Origin of the sequence: Streptococcus sp. 27098_8_51, assembly GCF_041432205.1 — a bacterium.
Classification (GTDB): domain Bacteria; phylum Bacillota; class Bacilli; order Lactobacillales; family Streptococcaceae; genus Streptococcus.
Genome location: NZ_JAPVZE010000001.1, coordinates 132,713 through 149,201 on the forward strand (window position 1 = coordinate 132,713; position 16,489 = coordinate 149,201).

16 protein-coding genes and 1 other annotated feature are annotated in these 16,489 nt (G+C 41.3%); of the genes, 15 read left to right on the top strand and 1 reads right to left on the bottom strand.

Annotated elements, in window-relative coordinates:
- Window positions 1–79 precede the first annotated feature (79 nt).
- From trmFO to O3622_RS00675, 7 genes are all read left to right on the top strand, one after another.
- Entirely contained in the window at window positions 80–1,414 is a 1,335-nt protein-coding gene (gene trmFO, locus O3622_RS00645) for a methylenetetrahydrofolate--tRNA-(uracil(54)-C(5))-methyltransferase (FADH(2)-oxidizing) TrmFO (RefSeq protein ID WP_000083706.1), read from the top strand.
- 83 nt (window positions 1,415–1,497) lie between these two features.
- The gene (gene pyrH / locus O3622_RS00650) at window positions 1,498–2,235 is read left to right on the top strand and encodes a UMP kinase (RefSeq protein WP_000002996.1); all 738 of its coding nucleotides are present in this window, start codon (window positions 1,498–1,500) and stop codon (window positions 2,233–2,235) included.
- 7 nt (window positions 2,236–2,242) lie between these two features.
- A complete protein-coding gene (gene frr / locus O3622_RS00655; RefSeq protein WP_001262235.1) occupies window positions 2,243–2,800 on the top strand; it encodes a ribosome recycling factor in 558 nt (185 codons plus the stop codon).
- A 59-nt stretch (window positions 2,801–2,859) separates the two neighbouring features.
- Window positions 2,860–3,714: an RNA-binding virulence regulatory protein CvfB gene (cvfB, locus tag O3622_RS00660; RefSeq protein ID WP_371606884.1), complete on the top strand. Its 855-nt coding sequence runs from the start codon at window positions 2,860–2,862 to the stop codon at window positions 3,712–3,714.
- 11 nt (window positions 3,715–3,725) lie between these two features.
- Entirely contained in the window at window positions 3,726–4,283 is a 558-nt protein-coding gene (locus O3622_RS00665; protein WP_371606885.1) for a GrpB family protein, read from the top strand.
- 45 nt (window positions 4,284–4,328) lie between these two features.
- Window positions 4,329–4,544 (top strand): YozE family protein, encoded by a 216-nt coding sequence (locus tag O3622_RS00670; RefSeq protein WP_095726103.1) that lies wholly within the window; start codon window positions 4,329–4,331, stop codon window positions 4,542–4,544.
- 80 nt (window positions 4,545–4,624) lie between these two features.
- Window positions 4,625–5,611: a PhoH family protein gene (locus tag O3622_RS00675; RefSeq protein WP_000658168.1), complete on the top strand. Its 987-nt coding sequence runs from the start codon at window positions 4,625–4,627 to the stop codon at window positions 5,609–5,611.
- A gap of 49 nt (window positions 5,612–5,660) precedes the next feature.
- Here O3622_RS00675 and ald read toward each other — a convergent pair whose 3' ends face one another.
- On the bottom strand, window positions 5,661–6,773 hold the full coding sequence (gene ald / locus O3622_RS00680; protein WP_371606886.1) for an alanine dehydrogenase: 1,113 nt from the start codon (window positions 6,771–6,773) through the stop codon (window positions 5,661–5,663).
- A gap of 175 nt (window positions 6,774–6,948) precedes the next feature.
- Here ald and O3622_RS00685 point away from each other — a divergent pair, with 175 nt between their 5' ends.
- From O3622_RS00685 to O3622_RS00720, 8 genes are all read left to right on the top strand, one after another.
- The gene (locus tag O3622_RS00685) at window positions 6,949–7,518 is read left to right on the top strand and encodes a GNAT family N-acetyltransferase (RefSeq protein WP_084880596.1); all 570 of its coding nucleotides are present in this window, start codon (window positions 6,949–6,951) and stop codon (window positions 7,516–7,518) included.
- Between the two features lie 65 nt (window positions 7,519–7,583).
- Complete coding sequence (locus O3622_RS00690) at window positions 7,584–8,234, top strand: helix-hairpin-helix domain-containing protein (protein ID WP_371606887.1); 651 nt, start codon at window positions 7,584–7,586, stop codon at window positions 8,232–8,234.
- The gene (locus O3622_RS00695) at window positions 8,218–10,458 is read left to right on the top strand and encodes a DNA internalization-related competence protein ComEC/Rec2 (RefSeq protein WP_049518528.1); all 2,241 of its coding nucleotides are present in this window, start codon (window positions 8,218–8,220) and stop codon (window positions 10,456–10,458) included. The genes O3622_RS00690 and O3622_RS00695 overlap by 17 nt, the downstream gene beginning before the upstream one ends.
- 72 nt (window positions 10,459–10,530) lie before the next feature.
- Window positions 10,531–10,662 (top strand) — a sequence feature (ribosomal protein L20 leader region).
- Between the two features lie 15 nt (window positions 10,663–10,677).
- Complete coding sequence (gene infC / locus O3622_RS00700) at window positions 10,678–11,208, top strand: translation initiation factor IF-3 (protein WP_000848184.1); 531 nt, start codon at window positions 10,678–10,680, stop codon at window positions 11,206–11,208.
- 32 nt (window positions 11,209–11,240) lie between these two features.
- On the top strand, window positions 11,241–11,441 hold the full coding sequence (rpmI, locus tag O3622_RS00705; RefSeq protein WP_001125942.1) for a 50S ribosomal protein L35: 201 nt from the start codon (window positions 11,241–11,243) through the stop codon (window positions 11,439–11,441).
- A 51-nt stretch (window positions 11,442–11,492) separates the two neighbouring features.
- Window positions 11,493–11,852: a 50S ribosomal protein L20 gene (rplT, locus tag O3622_RS00710; protein WP_000124830.1), complete on the top strand. Its 360-nt coding sequence runs from the start codon at window positions 11,493–11,495 to the stop codon at window positions 11,850–11,852.
- A gap of 174 nt (window positions 11,853–12,026) precedes the next feature.
- Window positions 12,027–13,691 carry a molecular chaperone HscC gene (locus O3622_RS00715; protein WP_049477539.1) on the top strand — a complete coding sequence of 555 codons (1,665 nt, stop codon included), beginning with the start codon at window positions 12,027–12,029 and terminating at the stop codon, window positions 13,689–13,691.
- Window positions 13,692–13,704: 13 nt separating this feature from the next.
- Entirely contained in the window at window positions 13,705–16,476 is a 2,772-nt protein-coding gene (locus O3622_RS00720) for a J domain-containing protein (protein ID WP_371606888.1), read from the top strand.
- Window positions 16,477–16,489: the final 13 nt, after the last annotated feature.

Consider the following 16,489-nt stretch of genomic DNA (forward strand, 5'->3'; position numbering starts at 1 on the left):
GAAAGATTTGTGGGTGTCAAACAGTCTAGTAGCTTGTTTTGATATGAACTTAGGTTCCACCCAAAGAGGTATTAGTGTCGTGTCTCAATCTTATATCAATGTTATCGGTGCTGGTTTGGCAGGTTCTGAAGCAGCTTACCAAATCGCAGAACGCGGTATTCCAGTTAAACTTTATGAAATGCGTGGGGTCAAGTCAACACCTCAGCACAAAACAGACAATTTTGCTGAATTGGTTTGTTCCAATTCCTTACGTGGGGATGCTTTGACCAATGCAGTTGGGCTTCTCAAGGAAGAAATGCGTCGCTTGGGTTCTGTTATCTTGGAATCTGCTGAAGCTACACGTGTTCCTGCTGGTGGAGCCCTTGCGGTGGACCGTGATGGTTTCTCTCAAATGGTGACTGAAAAAGTGGCTAATCACCCCTTGATTGAAGTGGTTCGTGATGAAATTACAGAATTGCCGACTGATGTTATTACAGTTGTCGCTACTGGTCCTTTAACCAGCGATGCCCTAGCTGAAAAGATTCATGCCCTTAATGACGGTGATGGTTTCTATTTCTACGATGCGGCGGCGCCGATTATCGATGTCAATACCATCGATATGAGCAAGGTCTATCTCAAGTCTCGTTATGACAAGGGAGAAGCAGCCTACCTCAATGCCCCTATGACCAAGCAAGAATTTATGGATTTCCATGAAGCATTGATCAATGCGGAAGAAGCCCCGCTCAATTCGTTTGAAAAAGAAAAGTACTTTGAAGGTTGTATGCCTATCGAAGTCATGGCTAAGCGTGGCATTAAAACCATGCTTTATGGTCCGATGAAGCCAGTCGGTTTGGAGTATCCAGACGATTATACAGGCCCTCGTGACGGGGAGTTCAAAACACCGTATGCAGTTGTCCAGCTTCGTCAGGACAATGCGGCTGGTAGCCTCTACAATATCGTTGGTTTCCAAACCCACCTCAAATGGGGAGAACAAAAGCGTGTCTTCCAAATGATTCCAGGTCTTGAAAATGCGGAGTTTGTCCGTTATGGGGTCATGCACCGCAATTCTTACATGGATTCACCAAATCTTCTCGAGCAGACTTACCGTTCTAAGAAACAACCCAACCTCTTCTTTGCTGGTCAAATGACGGGTGTAGAAGGCTATGTTGAGTCAGCAGCTTCAGGCTTGGTTGCAGGTATTAACGCAGCTCGTCTCTTTAAGGGTGAAAGTGAAGCTATCTTCCCAGAGACCACAGCGATTGGAAGTCTGGCTCATTACATCACTCACGCTGATAGCAAACATTTCCAACCAATGAACGTCAATTTCGGGATTATCAAGGAATTGGAAGGCGAGCGTATCCGTGATAAGAAGGCTCGTTATGAAAAAATTGCAGAGCGTGCTCTTACCGACTTAGAGGAATTTTTAACTGTCTAATTTTTTTCAAAGAATTGCTCATGATACTATAAAAATCTTAGAAATTGTGATAAAATAGGTAGGATAAAAAAAGGAGAGTAAAAATGGCGAACCCCAAGTATAAACGTATTTTAATCAAGTTATCAGGTGAGGCCCTTGCCGGTGAACGTGGCGTAGGGATTGATATCCAAACAGTTCAAACAATCGCAAAAGAGATTCAAGAAGTTCATAGCTTAGGTATCGAAATTGCCCTTGTTATTGGTGGAGGAAATCTCTGGCGTGGAGAACCTGCTGCAGAAGCAGGAATGGACCGTGTTCAGGCAGATTACACTGGAATGCTTGGGACCGTGATGAATGCTCTTGTAATGGCAGATTCATTGCAACAAGTTGGTGTCGATACGCGTGTGCAAACTGCCATTGCTATGCAACAAGTGGCAGAACCTTACGTACGTGGACGTGCCCTTCGCCACCTTGAAAAGGGTCGTATCGTTATCTTTGGTGCTGGGATTGGTTCACCTTACTTCTCAACAGATACAACAGCAGCCCTTCGTGCAGCTGAAATTGAAGCAGATGCCATCCTTATGGCTAAAAATGGCGTAGACGGTGTTTACAATGCCGATCCTAAGAAAGACAAGACAGCTGTTAAGTTTGAAGAATTGACCCACCGTGATGTTATCAATAAAGGTCTTCGTATCATGGACTCAACAGCTTCGACCCTCTCTATGGACAACGACATTGACTTGGTTGTCTTTAACATGAACCAACCAGGCAACATCAAACGTGTCGTATTTGGTGAAAATATCGGAACAACAGTTTCAAACAATATCGAAGAAAAGGAATAAGAAAATTATGGCTAATGCAATTGTAGAAAAAGCTAAAGAAAGAATGACCCAGTCTCACCAATCACTTGCTCGTGAATTTGGTGGTATCCGTGCCGGTCGTGCCAACGCAAGCTTGCTAGACCGTATCCATGTAGAATACTATGGAGTCGAAACTCCTCTTAACCAAATCGCTTCAATTACTATTCCAGAAGCGCGTGTTTTGTTGGTAACACCATTTGACAAGTCTTCATTGAAAGACATCGAACGTGCCTTGAACGCTTCTGATCTTGGTATTACACCAGCTAATGACGGTTCTGTGATCCGCTTGGTTATCCCAGCTCTTACAGAAGAGACTCGTCGTGACCTTGCTAAAGAAGTGAAGAAGGTCGGTGAAAATGCTAAAGTGGCTGTCCGCAATATCCGCCGTGATGCTATGGATGAAGCTAAAAAACAAGAAAAAGCAAAAGAAATCACTGAAGACGAATTGAAGACTCTTGAAAAAGATATTCAAAAAGTAACAGACGATGCTGTGAAACACATCGACGACATGACTGCCAATAAAGAAAAAGAAATCTTGGAAGTCTAAAAATAAACAGAAAAACTCAGTTGGCATTGCTGGCTGAGTTTTATTCGAAAGAAGGAAATATGAATACAAATCTTGCAAGTTTTATCGTTGGACTCATCATCGATGAAAATGACCGTTTTTACTTTGTGCAAAAGGATGGTCAGACTTACGCCCTTGCCAAGGAAGAAGGTCAGCATACGGTAGGGGATTCGGTCAAAGGTTTTGCCTACACGGATATGAAGCAAAAACTCCGTCTGACCACTCTAGAAGTGACTGCCACTCAGGACCAATTTGGTTGGGGAACCGTAACAGAAGTTCGTAAGGACTTGGGTGTTTTTGTCGATAACGGTCTACCTGATAAAGAAATCGTAGTGTCACTGGATATCCTACCTGAACTAAAAGAGCTCTGGCCCAAGAAGGGCGACAAACTCTACATCCGTCTAGAAGTAGACAAGAAAGATCGTATCTGGGGAGTTTTGGCTTATCAGGAAGACTTCCAACGTTTGGCTCGTCCTGCCTACAACAACATGCAGAACCAAAACTGGCCAGCCATTGTTTACCGCCTCAAGCTATCGGGAACTTTTGTTTACCTGCCAGAGAATAACATGCTTGGTTTCATTCACCCAAGTGAGCGCTACGCAGAGCCACGTTTGGGGCAAGTGTTAGATGTGCGTGTCATTGGTTTCCGTGAAGTGGATCGTACTTTGAACCTCTCCCTCAAACCACGTTCCTTTGAAATGTTGGAAAATGATGCCCAGATGATTTTGACCTACTTGGAAAGCAATGGCGGATTTATGACCTTGAATGATAAGTCATCCCCTGAGGACATCAAAGCAACCTTTGGCATTTCTAAAGGTCAGTTCAAGAAAGCACTCGGTGGTTTGATGAAGGCTGGCAAAATCAAGCAAGACCAGTTTGGTACAGAGTTGATTTAGGCCTTATAGACATGAAAAAGAAACTTGAAGAAATGAGTTTAGAGGAACTCTGGCAACTTTTTCCTATTTTTCTAGTAGAGCACAAGTCAGAGTGGAAAGACTGGTATGAATCGGAAAAAGCAAATCTGAAAAAAATATTGGGTGCCAATGTTATTAAAAGAATAGAACATATCGGTAGCACTGTTATCCCTAATATTTGGGCCAAAAATATCGTTGATATTCTGTTAGAAGTAGGTAGAATAGAGGATTTAGCAAGAGTTAGGGATTTATTGGTGAAGAATGGGTGGCTAGTGATGTCGGAGAGTCCTAACAGGATTTCGCTAAATAAAGGATATACAGAGCAGGGATTTGCTGAGAAAGTTTTTCATCTACATTTGCGAATGACGGGAGATCATGACGAGATTTATTTTAGAGATTATCTCTGCCAGCATCCAGATATTGCCCAAGCGTATCAGGAATTAAAACTCAGTTTGTGGAAACAATTTGAACACAATCGAGACGCCTATACTGATGCGAAAACGGATTTTATAAACCACTACGTTTCAGAGGCTAAGTCCAGTAATTTTTAAAAATCAGAAAAGTTTCATCAAAAAAAGTCTTGATAGGAGAAAGAATTGAGAAAATCATTTTACACTTGGCTCATGACCGAGCGCAATTCTAAAAGTAACAGTCCCAAAGCCATCTTGGCAGACCTCGCTTTTGAGGAGTCAGCCTTTCCAAAACACACGGATGATTTTGATGAGGTGAGTCGCTTTTTGGAGGAGCATGCCAGCTTCTCTTTTAACCTAGGAGACTTTGACGCCATCTGGCAAGAATACTTAGAACACTAGAGACAATGAGATGAGGCTAGTATTTTATTGTTCTCTTTGCTATAATAAAAAGAAATAAACGGATTAGAGAGGTTCTTTATTTGAAGGAACATTCAATAGACATTCAACTGAGTCATCCAGATGACTTGTTCCATCTTTTTGGTTCCAATGAGCGCCATCTTCGTTTGATGGAAGAAGAGCTCGATGTGGTGATTCATGCTCGTACGGAGATTGTCCAGGTTATCGGAGAAGAGTCTGCCTGTGAGGAAGCCCGTCAGGTTATTCAGGCTTTGATGGTCTTGGTAAATCGTGGAATGACAGTCGGCACGCCAGATGTGGTGACTGCGATTAGCATGGTCAAAAACGATGAAATCGACAAGTTTGTCGCCCTTTACGAAGAAGAAATTATCAAGGACAATACTGGGAAACCAATTCGTGTCAAAACCTTGGGTCAAAAGCTTTATGTGGACAGTGTCAAACAGCATGATGTGACCTTTGGAATCGGACCTGCAGGGACAGGGAAGACCTTTCTTGCAGTGACCTTGGCAGTGACTGCCCTTAAACGCGGGCAGGTCAAGCGGATTATCCTTACTCGTCCAGCAGTGGAAGCAGGTGAGAGTCTAGGATTTCTTCCGGGTGATCTCAAGGAGAAGGTCGATCCTTATCTTCGACCAGTTTATGATGCCTTGTATCAGATTCTCGGGAAAGACCAAACGACCCGTCTCATGGAGCGTGAGATTATCGAAATCGCGCCCCTTGCCTATATGCGTGGCCGGACTTTGGATGATGCCTTTGTCATTCTCGATGAGGCACAAAATACGACCATCATGCAGATGAAGATGTTCTTGACTCGTTTAGGCTTTAATTCGAAGATGATTGTCAATGGAGATATCAGCCAGATTGACCTGCCACGTAATGTTAAGTCCGGTTTGATTGATGCTCAAGAAAAGCTCAAGAACATTCACCAAATCGACTTTGTTCATTTTTCAGCCAAGGATGTGGTTCGCCATCCAGTTGTCGCTCAGATTATCCGAGCTTATGAACCGGCTCCAGTTAAGGTTGAAGAAAAGAACCAAGAAACAGAATAGCAAAAGAGCAGTTCAATTTGAACTGCTCTTTTTTAATGAGTGTATAGCTTTAAACAAGTTCGTTGATAGAAGTATGATCTTTATCGAGTCCTTGAGCAACTGGGAGGCTGGTTAAGTAACCTTTATAAGTGGTCACACCTTGACGCAAGCCTTCATCTTCAGCAATTGCTTGTGCGAATCCTTTGCCAGCCAGAGCTTCGATATAAGGAAGAGTGACATTGGTTAGGGCGATAGTAGAGGTACGAGCAACTGCACCAGGGATATTGGCAACGGCATAGTGGAGAACACCGTATTTTTCATAGACAGGTTCATCGTGCGTTGTCACACGGTCAGCTGTCTCGATAACGCCACCTTGGTCAACGGCAACATCAACGATGACAGAGCCTGGACGCATTTGTTTGACCATCTCATCTGTCACCAATTTCGGTGCTTTGGCACCAGGGATGAGAACTGCACCAATCACCACATCAGCATCTCTCACACTTGCTTCGATGTTGAATGAATTAGACATAAGAGTTTGAATTTGGTTTCCAAAGACTTCTTCTAGAACCGAGAGACGCTTAGCGCTGATATCTAAAATAGTCACTTGAGCACCAAGACCAAGGGCAATGCGGGCAGCATGTGTACCGACGACACCACCACCGATGATAGTTACTTTTCCTTTTGGAACGCCTGGTACACCACCTAGTAGGACACCAGAACCACCAGCTTGCTTAGTAAGGAAGTGGGCTCCGATTTGAACAGCCATACGACCAGCAACCTCACTCATAGGAACGAGGAGTGGTAGTTGTCCTTGATTATCACGAACAGTTTCATAGGCAACTCCTGTTGTTTTTGCTGCTAGCATAGCATCTGCTAATTCTGGAGCAGCGGCCATGTGCAAGTAGGTGAAGAGAAGAAGATCGTCGCGCAAATAAGCATATTCAGAAGCTAGTGGTTCTTTTACTTTCACGACCAACTCGGCAGCCCAGGCTTCAGCAGCAGTAGCGACAATCACAGCTCCTTGCTTTTGATAGTCTGCATCAGTAAATCCTGAACCGAGACCAGCATTTGTTTCAATGAGGACACGATGTCCACGACTGACTAAACTGTGGACGCCAGCAGGAGTGAGGGCAACACGGTTTTCATTATTTTTAATTTCTTTTGGGATTCCGATTAACATAGAGATAACCTACCTTTCAATTGACGGTCTTGTTTTAGTTGTCACATTTAAGTTCATAGATCAAAAATGTGATGGTTTTATTGTATATGAAACCGCTTCAAAAATCAAGAAAAACTTGTCATCCAAATTTATTTATGCTAGACTAGTGAGAATCAAGCTCTAATGGAGAAAAAGTATGGAATCAATATTTGTGAAATTTGCCCAGTATCCATCTATAGAAACGGAGCGTTTATTGCTCCGACCTGTAACCTTGGACGATGCAGAAGCTATGTTTGAGTATGCTTCAGACAGAGAAAATACACGCTATACTTTTCCAACAAATCAAAGCTTAGAAGAAACTAAGAATAACATTGCTCAGTTTTACTTGGCTAATCCCTTGGGCCGTTGGGGAATCGAACTAAAAAGCACTGGTCAGTTTATCGGAACTATTGACTTGCACAAGATTGATCCCATTCTCAAAAAAGCAGCTATTGGATACATTATCAATAAAAAGTATTGGAATCAAGGATTGACGACAGAAGCCAATCGTGCCGTGATTGAACTGGCTTTTGAGAAGATTGGAATGAACAAGTTGACCGCTCTTCATGACAAAGACAATCCCGCATCTGGCAAGGTCATGGAGAAATCAGGTATGCGTTTTTCCCACGAAGAACCCTATGCCAGAATGGATAATAAAGAACCAGGTCGAATTATCACAAGAGTTCATTATGTCTTGACCAAGGAAGACTATTTTGCAAATAAATAAGCAGGTGAAAAGATTTTTCAGCTGTTTTTTCTTTCTCTTGCGAATAACTTAAGAGAGGAGAAAATATGGAAGCAATTATCGAGAAAATTAAAGAGTATAAAATCATTGTCATCTGTGCTGGTTTAGGTTTGGCCTTGGGCGGATTTTTCCTACTAAAGCCAACTTCACAAACATCTGTAAAAGAATCAAATTTGCAGGCTGAAGTCGCAGCTGTTTCAAAGGATTCATCGTCTGACAAAGAAGTGAAAAAGGAAGAAAAGGACGAGTCTCCTGAACAAGATTTGATTACGGTAGATGTCAAAGGTGCTGTTAAATCGCCAGGGATTTATGATTTACCAGTAGGGAGTCGTGTTCATGATGCCGTTCAGAAGGCGGGTGGATTGACAGAGGAAGCAGATAGTAAGTCGCTTAATCTAGCACAGAAAGTCAGTGACGAGGCTCTTGTCTATGTTCCAACTAAGGGAGAAGAAGCAGTGAGTCAGCAGACTGCCTCTGGAACGACTGCTTCGACAAGTAAAGATAAGAAGGTCAACCTAAATAAAGCTAGTCTGGAAGAACTCAAGCAGGTCAAAGGCTTGGGAGGAAAACGAGCCCAGGATATTATCGATCATCGTGAGGCAAATGGCAAGTTCAAGTCGGTTGATGAATTAAAGAAGGTTTCTGGTATTGGCGCTAAGACCATAGAAAAGCTAAAAGACTATGTTACAGTGGATTAAGAATTTCCCTATCCCCCTAATCTATCTGAGTTTCCTGTTGCTCTGGCTTTACTATGCCATTTTTGGAGTGTCCTATCTCGCACTGCTAGGTTTTGTTTTTTTGCTTGTCTGTCTCTTTTTCCAATTTCCTTGGAAATCGGCCGGTAAAGTTCTAGCGTTTTGTGGAGTTTTTGGTTTTTGGTTTTTGTTTCAAACTTGGCAACAGACACAAGCTAATCAAAACCTAGTGGATTCTGTTGAAAGGGTACGGATTTTACCAGATACCATCAAAGTCAATGGAGACAGTCTGTCCTTTCGGGGCAAGGCTGAGGGTCGCACCTTCCAAGTTTACTATAAACTCCAGTCTGAGGAGGAGAAAGAGCTCTTTCAGGCCTTAACAGACCTTCACGAGATAGAGATAGAAGGAAAACTTTCAGAGCCTGAAGGTCAGAGGAATTTTGGTGGCTTTGACTACCAAGCCTATCTGAAAACTCAGGGGATTTACCAAACTTTGACTATCAAGAGTATCCAGTCAATGAGAAAGATTAGCAGTTGGGATATAGGAGAAAATCTGTCCAGTTTACGTCGAAAGGCTGTAGTTTGGATCAAGATGCACTTTCCAGATCCTATGCGCAATTATATGACAGGTCTTCTTTTAGGACATTTGGACACGGACTTTGAGGAGATGAATGAGCTCTATTCCAGTCTTGGAATTATCCATCTCTTTGCCTTGTCGGGTATGCAGGTAGGCTTTTTCATGGATGCCTTTAAGAAACTCCTCTTGCGATTGGGCTTAACTCAAGAAAAGTTGAAGTGGCTAACTTATCCCTTTTCTCTTATCTATGCAGGTCTGACAGGATTTTCAGCATCTGTTATTCGCAGTCTCTTGCAAAAGTTACTAGCACAACATGGTATTAAGGGCTTGGATAATTTTGCCTTGACGGTCCTTGTCCTTTTTATCATTATGCCAAACTTTTTCCTAACTGCAGGAGGAGTCTTGTCCTGCGCTTATGCTTTTATCTTGACCATGACCAGCAAAGAAGGCGATGGGATCAAGGCTGTTGCCAGAGAAAGTTTGGTCATTTCTTTGGGAATATTGCCCATTCTATCCTTTTATTTTGCAGAATTTCAGCCTTGGTCTATCCTTTTGACCTTTGTCTTTTCCTTTCTGTTTGATGTGGTCTTCTTGCCGCTTTTGTCCATCTTATTCATTCTGTCCTTCGTTTACCCAGTCACTCAGTTTAACTTTGTCTTTGAGTGGTTGGAGGGCGTCATTCGCTTGCTATCGCAGCTGGCAAGTAGGCCCCTGGTCTTTGGTCAACCCAACGCATGGCTGTTGATTCTACTGTTAGTTTCATTAGCATTGGTCTATGACATGAGGAAAAACATCAAAAGACTAGCAGGAGTCAGTCTTTTTATTGTGGGGCTCTTTTTCTTGACCAAGCATCCACTTGAAAATGAAATTACCATGCTAGATGTTGGGCAAGGGGAGAGTATTTTCCTACGGGATGTAACTGGTAAAACCATTCTCATAGATGTAGGTGGTAAGGCAGAATCTGATAAGAAAATCGAGGCTTGGCAAGAAAAGGCGACGACCAGCAATGCCCAGAGAACCTTGATTCCTTATCTTAAAAGTCGAGGAGTAGATAAGATTGACCAGCTGATTTTGACCAATACAGACAAGGAACATGTTGGTGATTTACTGGAGGTGACCAAGGCTTTCCATGTTGGAGAGATTTTAGTATCAAAAGGAAGTCTGACACAGAAGGAATTTGTAGCGGAACTAGAAGCAAGTCAAAACAAGGTACGTAGTGTGGCAGCTGGGGAGAATTTCCCGATTTTTGGCAGTTACTTAGAAGTCCTATCTCCAAGGAAGATTGGAGATGGGAATCGTGATGATTCTCTGGTTCTTTATGGAAAACTCTTAGATAAGCACTTTCTCTTCACAGGAAATTTGGAGGAAAAAAGAGAGAAGGATTTGCTGAAGCAATATCCTGACCTAGAGGTGGATGTCTTGAAAGCAGGCCAACATGGTGCTAAAACCTCATCAAATCCAGCTTTCCTAGAAAAAATCAAACCACAAATTACTCTCATTTCAGTCGGAAAGCGCAATCGTACGAAACTCCCCCATCAGGAAACCTTGACACGACTGGAAAGTATCAAGAGTAAGATTTACCGAACTGACCAGCAAGGGGCTATCCGCTTTAAAGGATGGAATAGTTGGAGAATTGAAACGGTTCGATAAAATAGACAAAGTTTTTAAAAAATTGACTTTTTATCTTGACAAGGAATAGAAAACTTGGTATCATATAAAAGTTGAGAAAAGCAGAAGTGAGAGCTTCTCGCCTTGTGACATCAAGTTGCCTGGCCCTACGGATGAAAAGTTTCTAAGAAACGCTATCATAACGTGCGGGCTTGTATTATTACGAGCCTGCTATTGTTTTTCTCTAATAATAAAAAAGAGGTGAAAACCATAGCAAAGCAAGACTTATTCATCAATGATGAAATTCGTGTACGTGAAGTTCGCTTGATCGGTCTTGAGGGAGAACAGCTAGGCATCAAGCCACTCAGCGAAGCGCAAGCATTGGCTGATAGTGCGAATGTTGACTTAGTTTTAATTCAACCCCAAGCAAAACCGCCTGTTGCTAAAATTATGGACTACGGTAAGTTCAAATTTGAGTACCAGAAAAAGCAAAAAGAACAACGTAAAAAACAAAGTGTTGTTACTGTGAAAGAAGTTCGTCTGAGTCCAACTATTGACAAGGGTGACTTTGACACAAAACTTCGCAATGCACGCAAGTTCCTTGAAAAAGGAAATAAAGTTAAGGTATCTATTCGCTTTAAGGGGCGTATGATTACCCATAAAGAGATTGGTGCAAAAGTTTTAGCTGAGTTTGCTGAAGCAACACAAGATATTGCGATCATCGAACAACGAGCTAAGATGGATGGACGCCAAATGTTCATGCAGTTGGCGCCAGCAACTGACAAAAAATAATTGTCAGAAAGTTAAATAAAGGAGAAAAAATCATGCCAAAACAAAAAACACACCGCGCATCAGCTAAACGTTTCAAACGTACAGGTTCTGGTGGACTTAAACGTTTCCGTGCTTACACTTCTCACCGTTTCCACGGAAAAACTAAGAAACAACGTCGTCATCTTCGTAAAGCATCTATGGTGCATTCAGGAGATTTCAAACGTATCAAAGCAATGCTTACTCGCTTGAAATAATAGCCTAACAGTAAGTAAACAATTCTAGGAAATATTTGGAGGAAATAAAACATGGCACGTGTTAAAGGTGGCGTTGTATCACGCAAACGTCGTAAACGTATTCTTAAATTAGCAAAAGGTTACTATGGAGCTAAACACATCTTGTTCCGTACTGCAAAAGAACAAGTAATGAACTCTTACTACTATGCATACCGTGACCGTCGTCAGAAAAAACGTGACTTCCGTAAATTGTGGATCACTCGTATCAATGCGGCAGCTCGTTTGAACGGACTTTCATACTCACAATTGATGCATGGTTTGAAATTGGCTGAAATCGAAGTTAACCGTAAAATGCTTGCTGACTTGGCTGTTAACGACGCAGCAGCTTTCACAGCTCTTGCAGATGCAGCTAAAGCAAAACTTGGTAAATAATGACAACTGTTTCATTCTTACTCTCGTGGTTTTTACCGCAAGAGCAGGGTGAAACTTTTTTATTTTCCTTAAACAATTTTCGATTTTAAAGAGTAAATGACAGATTTTTTCAAAGAAAATAGGATATTTCCTGTATAATAGGAATATCTAAAAAAGATTTGGAGTTACAAGAAAATGATAGTAGGTATTGATTTAGGAACGACTAATTCTTTAGTAGGGGTATACCAAGATGGTCAGGTTAAGCTGATTCCCAATGCTTTTGGTGAATATTTGACTCCTTCTGTTGTGGCTTTGGATGACAATGATGAGATTATAGTTGGAAAAATTGCCAAGGAACGCTTGGTGACCCACCCAGATAAGACGGTTTCTCAGTTCAAGCGTTTTATGGGGACCAAGCATGAATTGACACTAGGAAATCGAGCATATAAGGCTGAAGAATTAAGCTCTTTTATCATTCGAAAGTTGGTAGACGATGCAGAGACCTATCTTGGAGAAAAGGTCGAGGAAGTGATTGTTAGTGTACCAGCTTATTTCAACGATGCTCAACGCTATGCGACCAAACTAGCAGGTAAATTTGCTGGAGTTCAGATTGATCGGATTATCAATGAACCTTCCGCAGCGGCTCTTGCTAAAAGATCTATGGTAAACCAGGAAGATCAATCTTTTATTGTAGTCGATTTTGGCGGTGGAACTCTAGACATTTCAGTTGTGGAGCTTTTTGATAATATCGTCGAAATCGTGTCGATCGCAGGGGACAATCGTTTGGGAGGCGAAGACTTCACTGCGGCTATTGCTGAGGAATTTTTAGTTTCTAATCAATTAACCAAGGATACGATTTCACGAGAATTTTATAGCAAAATTCTGGTACAGGCTGAAAAGAAAAAGGTAGAACTCAATGAGAAAGAAGAAGTAAAGATGACAGTTCTGGACCAAGAACAGGAATACACTTTAGACTTGAGCTACCAGCGTTTTTATGAGCTTTGTCAACCTCTGCTAGCCCGTGTTAAGGCCGTTTTGGACCGTGCCTTGATGGATGCGCGCTATAGCTATGTATCATCAGATAACTTTGTTCTTGTTGGTGGGACTTCGAAACTCCGCTTGGTTCAGGACTTTTTATCTTACTGTATCAATCAAATGGTGCAGGTTTCAGATGATCCTGATCGGATGATTGCGAGAGGTTGTGCCCTTTTAGCAGGAATAAAAGAACGCCAGGGTGAGATACGAGATTTATTACTGTCTGATATTTGTCCTTTTACACTGGGGATTGAGATAGTTGGCGACCGCTTTTCGCCGATTATTGAGCGAAATTCTACCCTCCCTGCTTCACGCATCGAACAGTACTATACGGCTGAATTGGGACAGAGCCAAGTCAAGATAAAGGTCTATCAAGGTGAGATGATGAAAGCATCACAAAATCTGTTCCTAGGAGAATTAGAAGTTCCCGTCCCTGTGAATACTCGAGTAAATGAAAGTTTCACAGTTCGATTTACCTATGATTTAAATGGGATTTTGGATGTCGAAGTGAAAATTGATTCAACACAGGAAGTCTTTAGTCATGTTATTCTCCAAGATAGTGTTACTCTGACAGAAAAGGAAATCAAGGCTAAGCAAGTAGAGTTGACTCGCTATAAGATCAATGCTCAAGAAACAGAGGTTTATCGTTTCTTGATTGAAAAAGCGAATCGTGTGTACAGTATGCTCTTGGGGAGAAGAAGAGATGAGCTAATGGCTGAAACTAGACGATTTGAAGAAGAGGTCAGTCAAGCATCTGTTTATCATTTGCCAAAACTTTATCAATCATTTTCAAACTATCTAGACTTTCTAGAGCGAGGACTATAAAAGAGGAGACCTTATGAATATATGGGAAACTTTAGGGATAGAGCCAACGACTGACGTCAAGCTTATTAGAAGGCGTTATGCTGAATTGGTTCGGCTCTATCACCCAGAAGACCAACCAGAAATTTACCAAGAAATTGTTGAAGCTTACCAAAAAGCCCTGACTTATGCGAGGTCTAGAAACACAAGACCAGAAAATAGTCTCAAAAAAGCGAGTGACTCTCAAGAAGCTACTGAACTTGAAGAAGAGGCGAATGAAAAGCCTAACTCTAGTCTCAACTTTGAAAACTTGACTGAAAAAACGAAGACTGAGAACGAAGAGTCTGAAAGATCTGGTCTTGATTTCAGTGATTATCAGCAATCGACTGATAAAACCAGCGATTCCTTTAACTTTGAAACCTTTAAAGCAGAAGAGAATGAGCAAAAGTCCACCCTTGACTTTAGTGACTATGATGAGGAAGTTCAGCTAAATGGAGATTCTGAAGAAAGAGCTACGAATACCCTCAACTTTGAAACGTTTGGTGACGAAGAGAACCAAGGGCAAGAAGGAATAACAAGGTCTACTCTTGACTTTAGTGGTTATAATGAAGAAACTTATCTGATTCGAAATGCGATTGAAAGTATTGTTGGAAATGACGGTTATAACCAAGAGGAACAAGAGCATCTATGGCGTCAGTTCTTTCATCAGTATCAGTATGATATGGACATTGTTCAATCCGTTTTAGAGGAAATGGATGTTTATATTTTTAATAAACCAGAGCAATTCTCTATCCTCATTCCCTTGCTGGAAGATTATATACCTGACTTCCGACACTGGGGCTATTACTATAAATTGAAGTATTGGAAAGTTAAAAGAGCTATAGCAGAAGAGGAAGGCAGTTCGCTTGAAAGCGCACATGAAGCCACTGAAGAATTCTATTATTCTTATCAACTTTGCCAAGAAATTCTCCAAGATTTTAACAAAGCAAATCAATTGAGCTCCTGGATAGAGTTTTTCAAGCACCCTTATTTGGCCTTTATGGTCTTAGATCAAGTAAATCAGAATCGTCAGATAATCAAGAGTGTGCCCGTTTTAACCTATATCCTGGAAAAAAACCGACAAGTCATATTTGAAGAGGATTATCCACTCTTGAACGACTTGGCTGATTACTTAGAGGAAGTAAAAGAGGAGCTGGGAGAAAACGTTGACTTTAGTCATTACACTCTAGATAATCCGGATGAAGTTGAGGCAGCCTTCTATGAGTTGCTCCATGCTCACTATGAAGACGAGTATAAACTGTTACGTGATTGGCAATACCTTTTTGAATCAGTCAAAGATCACACGCTCCTACTTGATTTGTTAGAAAAGGTGGACGTCTATCCTTTAACCAATGCGAAAGTGTTAGCCCTTGTTTTCCAATTTGTGGAGCGTTATAGTGATGAGGAATCAAATCCTTACCTGAAGAAACTTCATTTCTGGAAGAGTATCCATTCTTATCCTTCAGTGGTAGAGGAGTATGCACTTAACAAAAAAGAAAATTTTGATTACTGGTACAATGAAGGTTATCTTTATATAGATAAGCTCACCAAGAGCGATGAAGATATCAATGATTGGGAAAAGTGGAGAAGCTACTTTAAAGGAAGACCACGCATTCTAACGATTTTGCTTCAACAAATCTATAAGGAGTACCATCGGTTTACAGATGGCAAGCTCTTGAGATATGTTTTGGCTCCTTTTCCTACTTCTAAAATGGCTCCCCAAATGATGACGGAGGAGACAGACCAGAAACTAGAAGAGATGACAGCTTATGCTTATGAACTTAGTCATCCAAAGGCCAAGCTCTCTTATTTGGATTGGAAAAAAAGACAGGTATTTAATAATAAGTTTCTTCAGATTTTCTCTGGTCTCTTTACGATTGTATGTTTGCTACTCAGTATTATAGAGCGACCTGGTTATAATTCATGGGTTCATGCGGGCATGTTTTCACTCTTTTACGTCTATATGCTAAAATTAAGGAAAACACCGATTGAGGAGGGAGTGACTGCTAGAGGAGAAAAACGGAAATTCTACTACAGTCCTCATCCATGGTTCCTATTAATCTTGTTATTAATCCTCGTCATTCCATCCTTACCATTTGGTCTCATTGGTGCCCTTATGTTCATTACATTTTTCAGCTTCATCGATGGTTTCCAAGTGAGTCAGGGGCTGAAGTGGGATTATTCTTTGGAGAAGCTGATTCCTATCGGTATCTTTCTTTCTGCTGGTTTTCTTTCTGCTTTGGTAAATCAAAGCCAGACTATTTCAGGAGTTGCAACAGCCTACTTCCATATTTTTGCAATCCTTGTGATTTGCTTGTCTTTTACAAGATTCAGTCCTGGATTTCCACCATCTCTGAAGAAAATTTTCATACCAGCAATCTTGGGAATCCTACTCTTTCAAACGTTGCCATATATTCACAGCCGTTTAGATATCTTTGATCCAACTATTCTACGAAATGAAACACTGGCTATAACTGTTATCCTCTTGTTAAATGGAATTGCCTTATCTTATTTTACAAAGGAACAAGGCTTCATGATTGGTGTGAAGAAGGTCTTTATGATTTATGGATTGCAGATCTTTATTTTCCTAAGAAGACTGTTCCGAATCCTATTTGCACCAAATTCAGTTTTCGGTAATAACTATCATTACAAAGACTTACTAATCATGAACAGCGAATTTACGTTCTACTTCCTCGAGGGACTTTTTGTCCTGATCATGCTTTTCCTTATTCGCAATATACGCAAGGAAAATCGTAAAAGTGCTGCTTAGAATGAAAGCGTAG

Bases quoted from the DNA above. Each gene is read 5' to 3' on its own strand.
- O3622_RS00685 (WP_084880596.1), top strand. From the start codon at position 6,949: ATGGAATCAATATTTGTGAAATTTGCCCAGTATCCATCTATAGAAACG.
- ald (WP_371606886.1), bottom strand. From the start codon at position 6,773: ATGTTAATCGGAATCCCAAAAGAAATTAAAAATAATGAAAACCGTGTT.
- rpmI (WP_001125942.1), top strand. From the start codon at position 11,241: ATGCCAAAACAAAAAACACACCGCGCATCAGCTAAACGTTTCAAACGT.
- pyrH (WP_000002996.1), top strand. From the start codon at position 1,498: ATGGCGAACCCCAAGTATAAACGTATTTTAATCAAGTTATCAGGTGAG.
- O3622_RS00695 (WP_049518528.1), top strand. From the start codon at position 8,218: ATGTTACAGTGGATTAAGAATTTCCCTATCCCCCTAATCTATCTGAGT.
- O3622_RS00715 (WP_049477539.1), top strand. From the start codon at position 12,027: ATGATAGTAGGTATTGATTTAGGAACGACTAATTCTTTAGTAGGGGTA.
- O3622_RS00665 (WP_371606885.1), top strand. From the start codon at position 3,726: ATGAAAAAGAAACTTGAAGAAATGAGTTTAGAGGAACTCTGGCAACTT.
- O3622_RS00720 (WP_371606888.1), top strand. From the start codon at position 13,705: ATGAATATATGGGAAACTTTAGGGATAGAGCCAACGACTGACGTCAAG.
- frr (WP_001262235.1), top strand. From the start codon at position 2,243: ATGGCTAATGCAATTGTAGAAAAAGCTAAAGAAAGAATGACCCAGTCT.
- cvfB (WP_371606884.1), top strand. From the start codon at position 2,860: ATGAATACAAATCTTGCAAGTTTTATCGTTGGACTCATCATCGATGAA.
- rplT (WP_000124830.1), top strand. From the start codon at position 11,493: ATGGCACGTGTTAAAGGTGGCGTTGTATCACGCAAACGTCGTAAACGT.
- O3622_RS00690 (WP_371606887.1), top strand. From the start codon at position 7,584: ATGGAAGCAATTATCGAGAAAATTAAAGAGTATAAAATCATTGTCATC.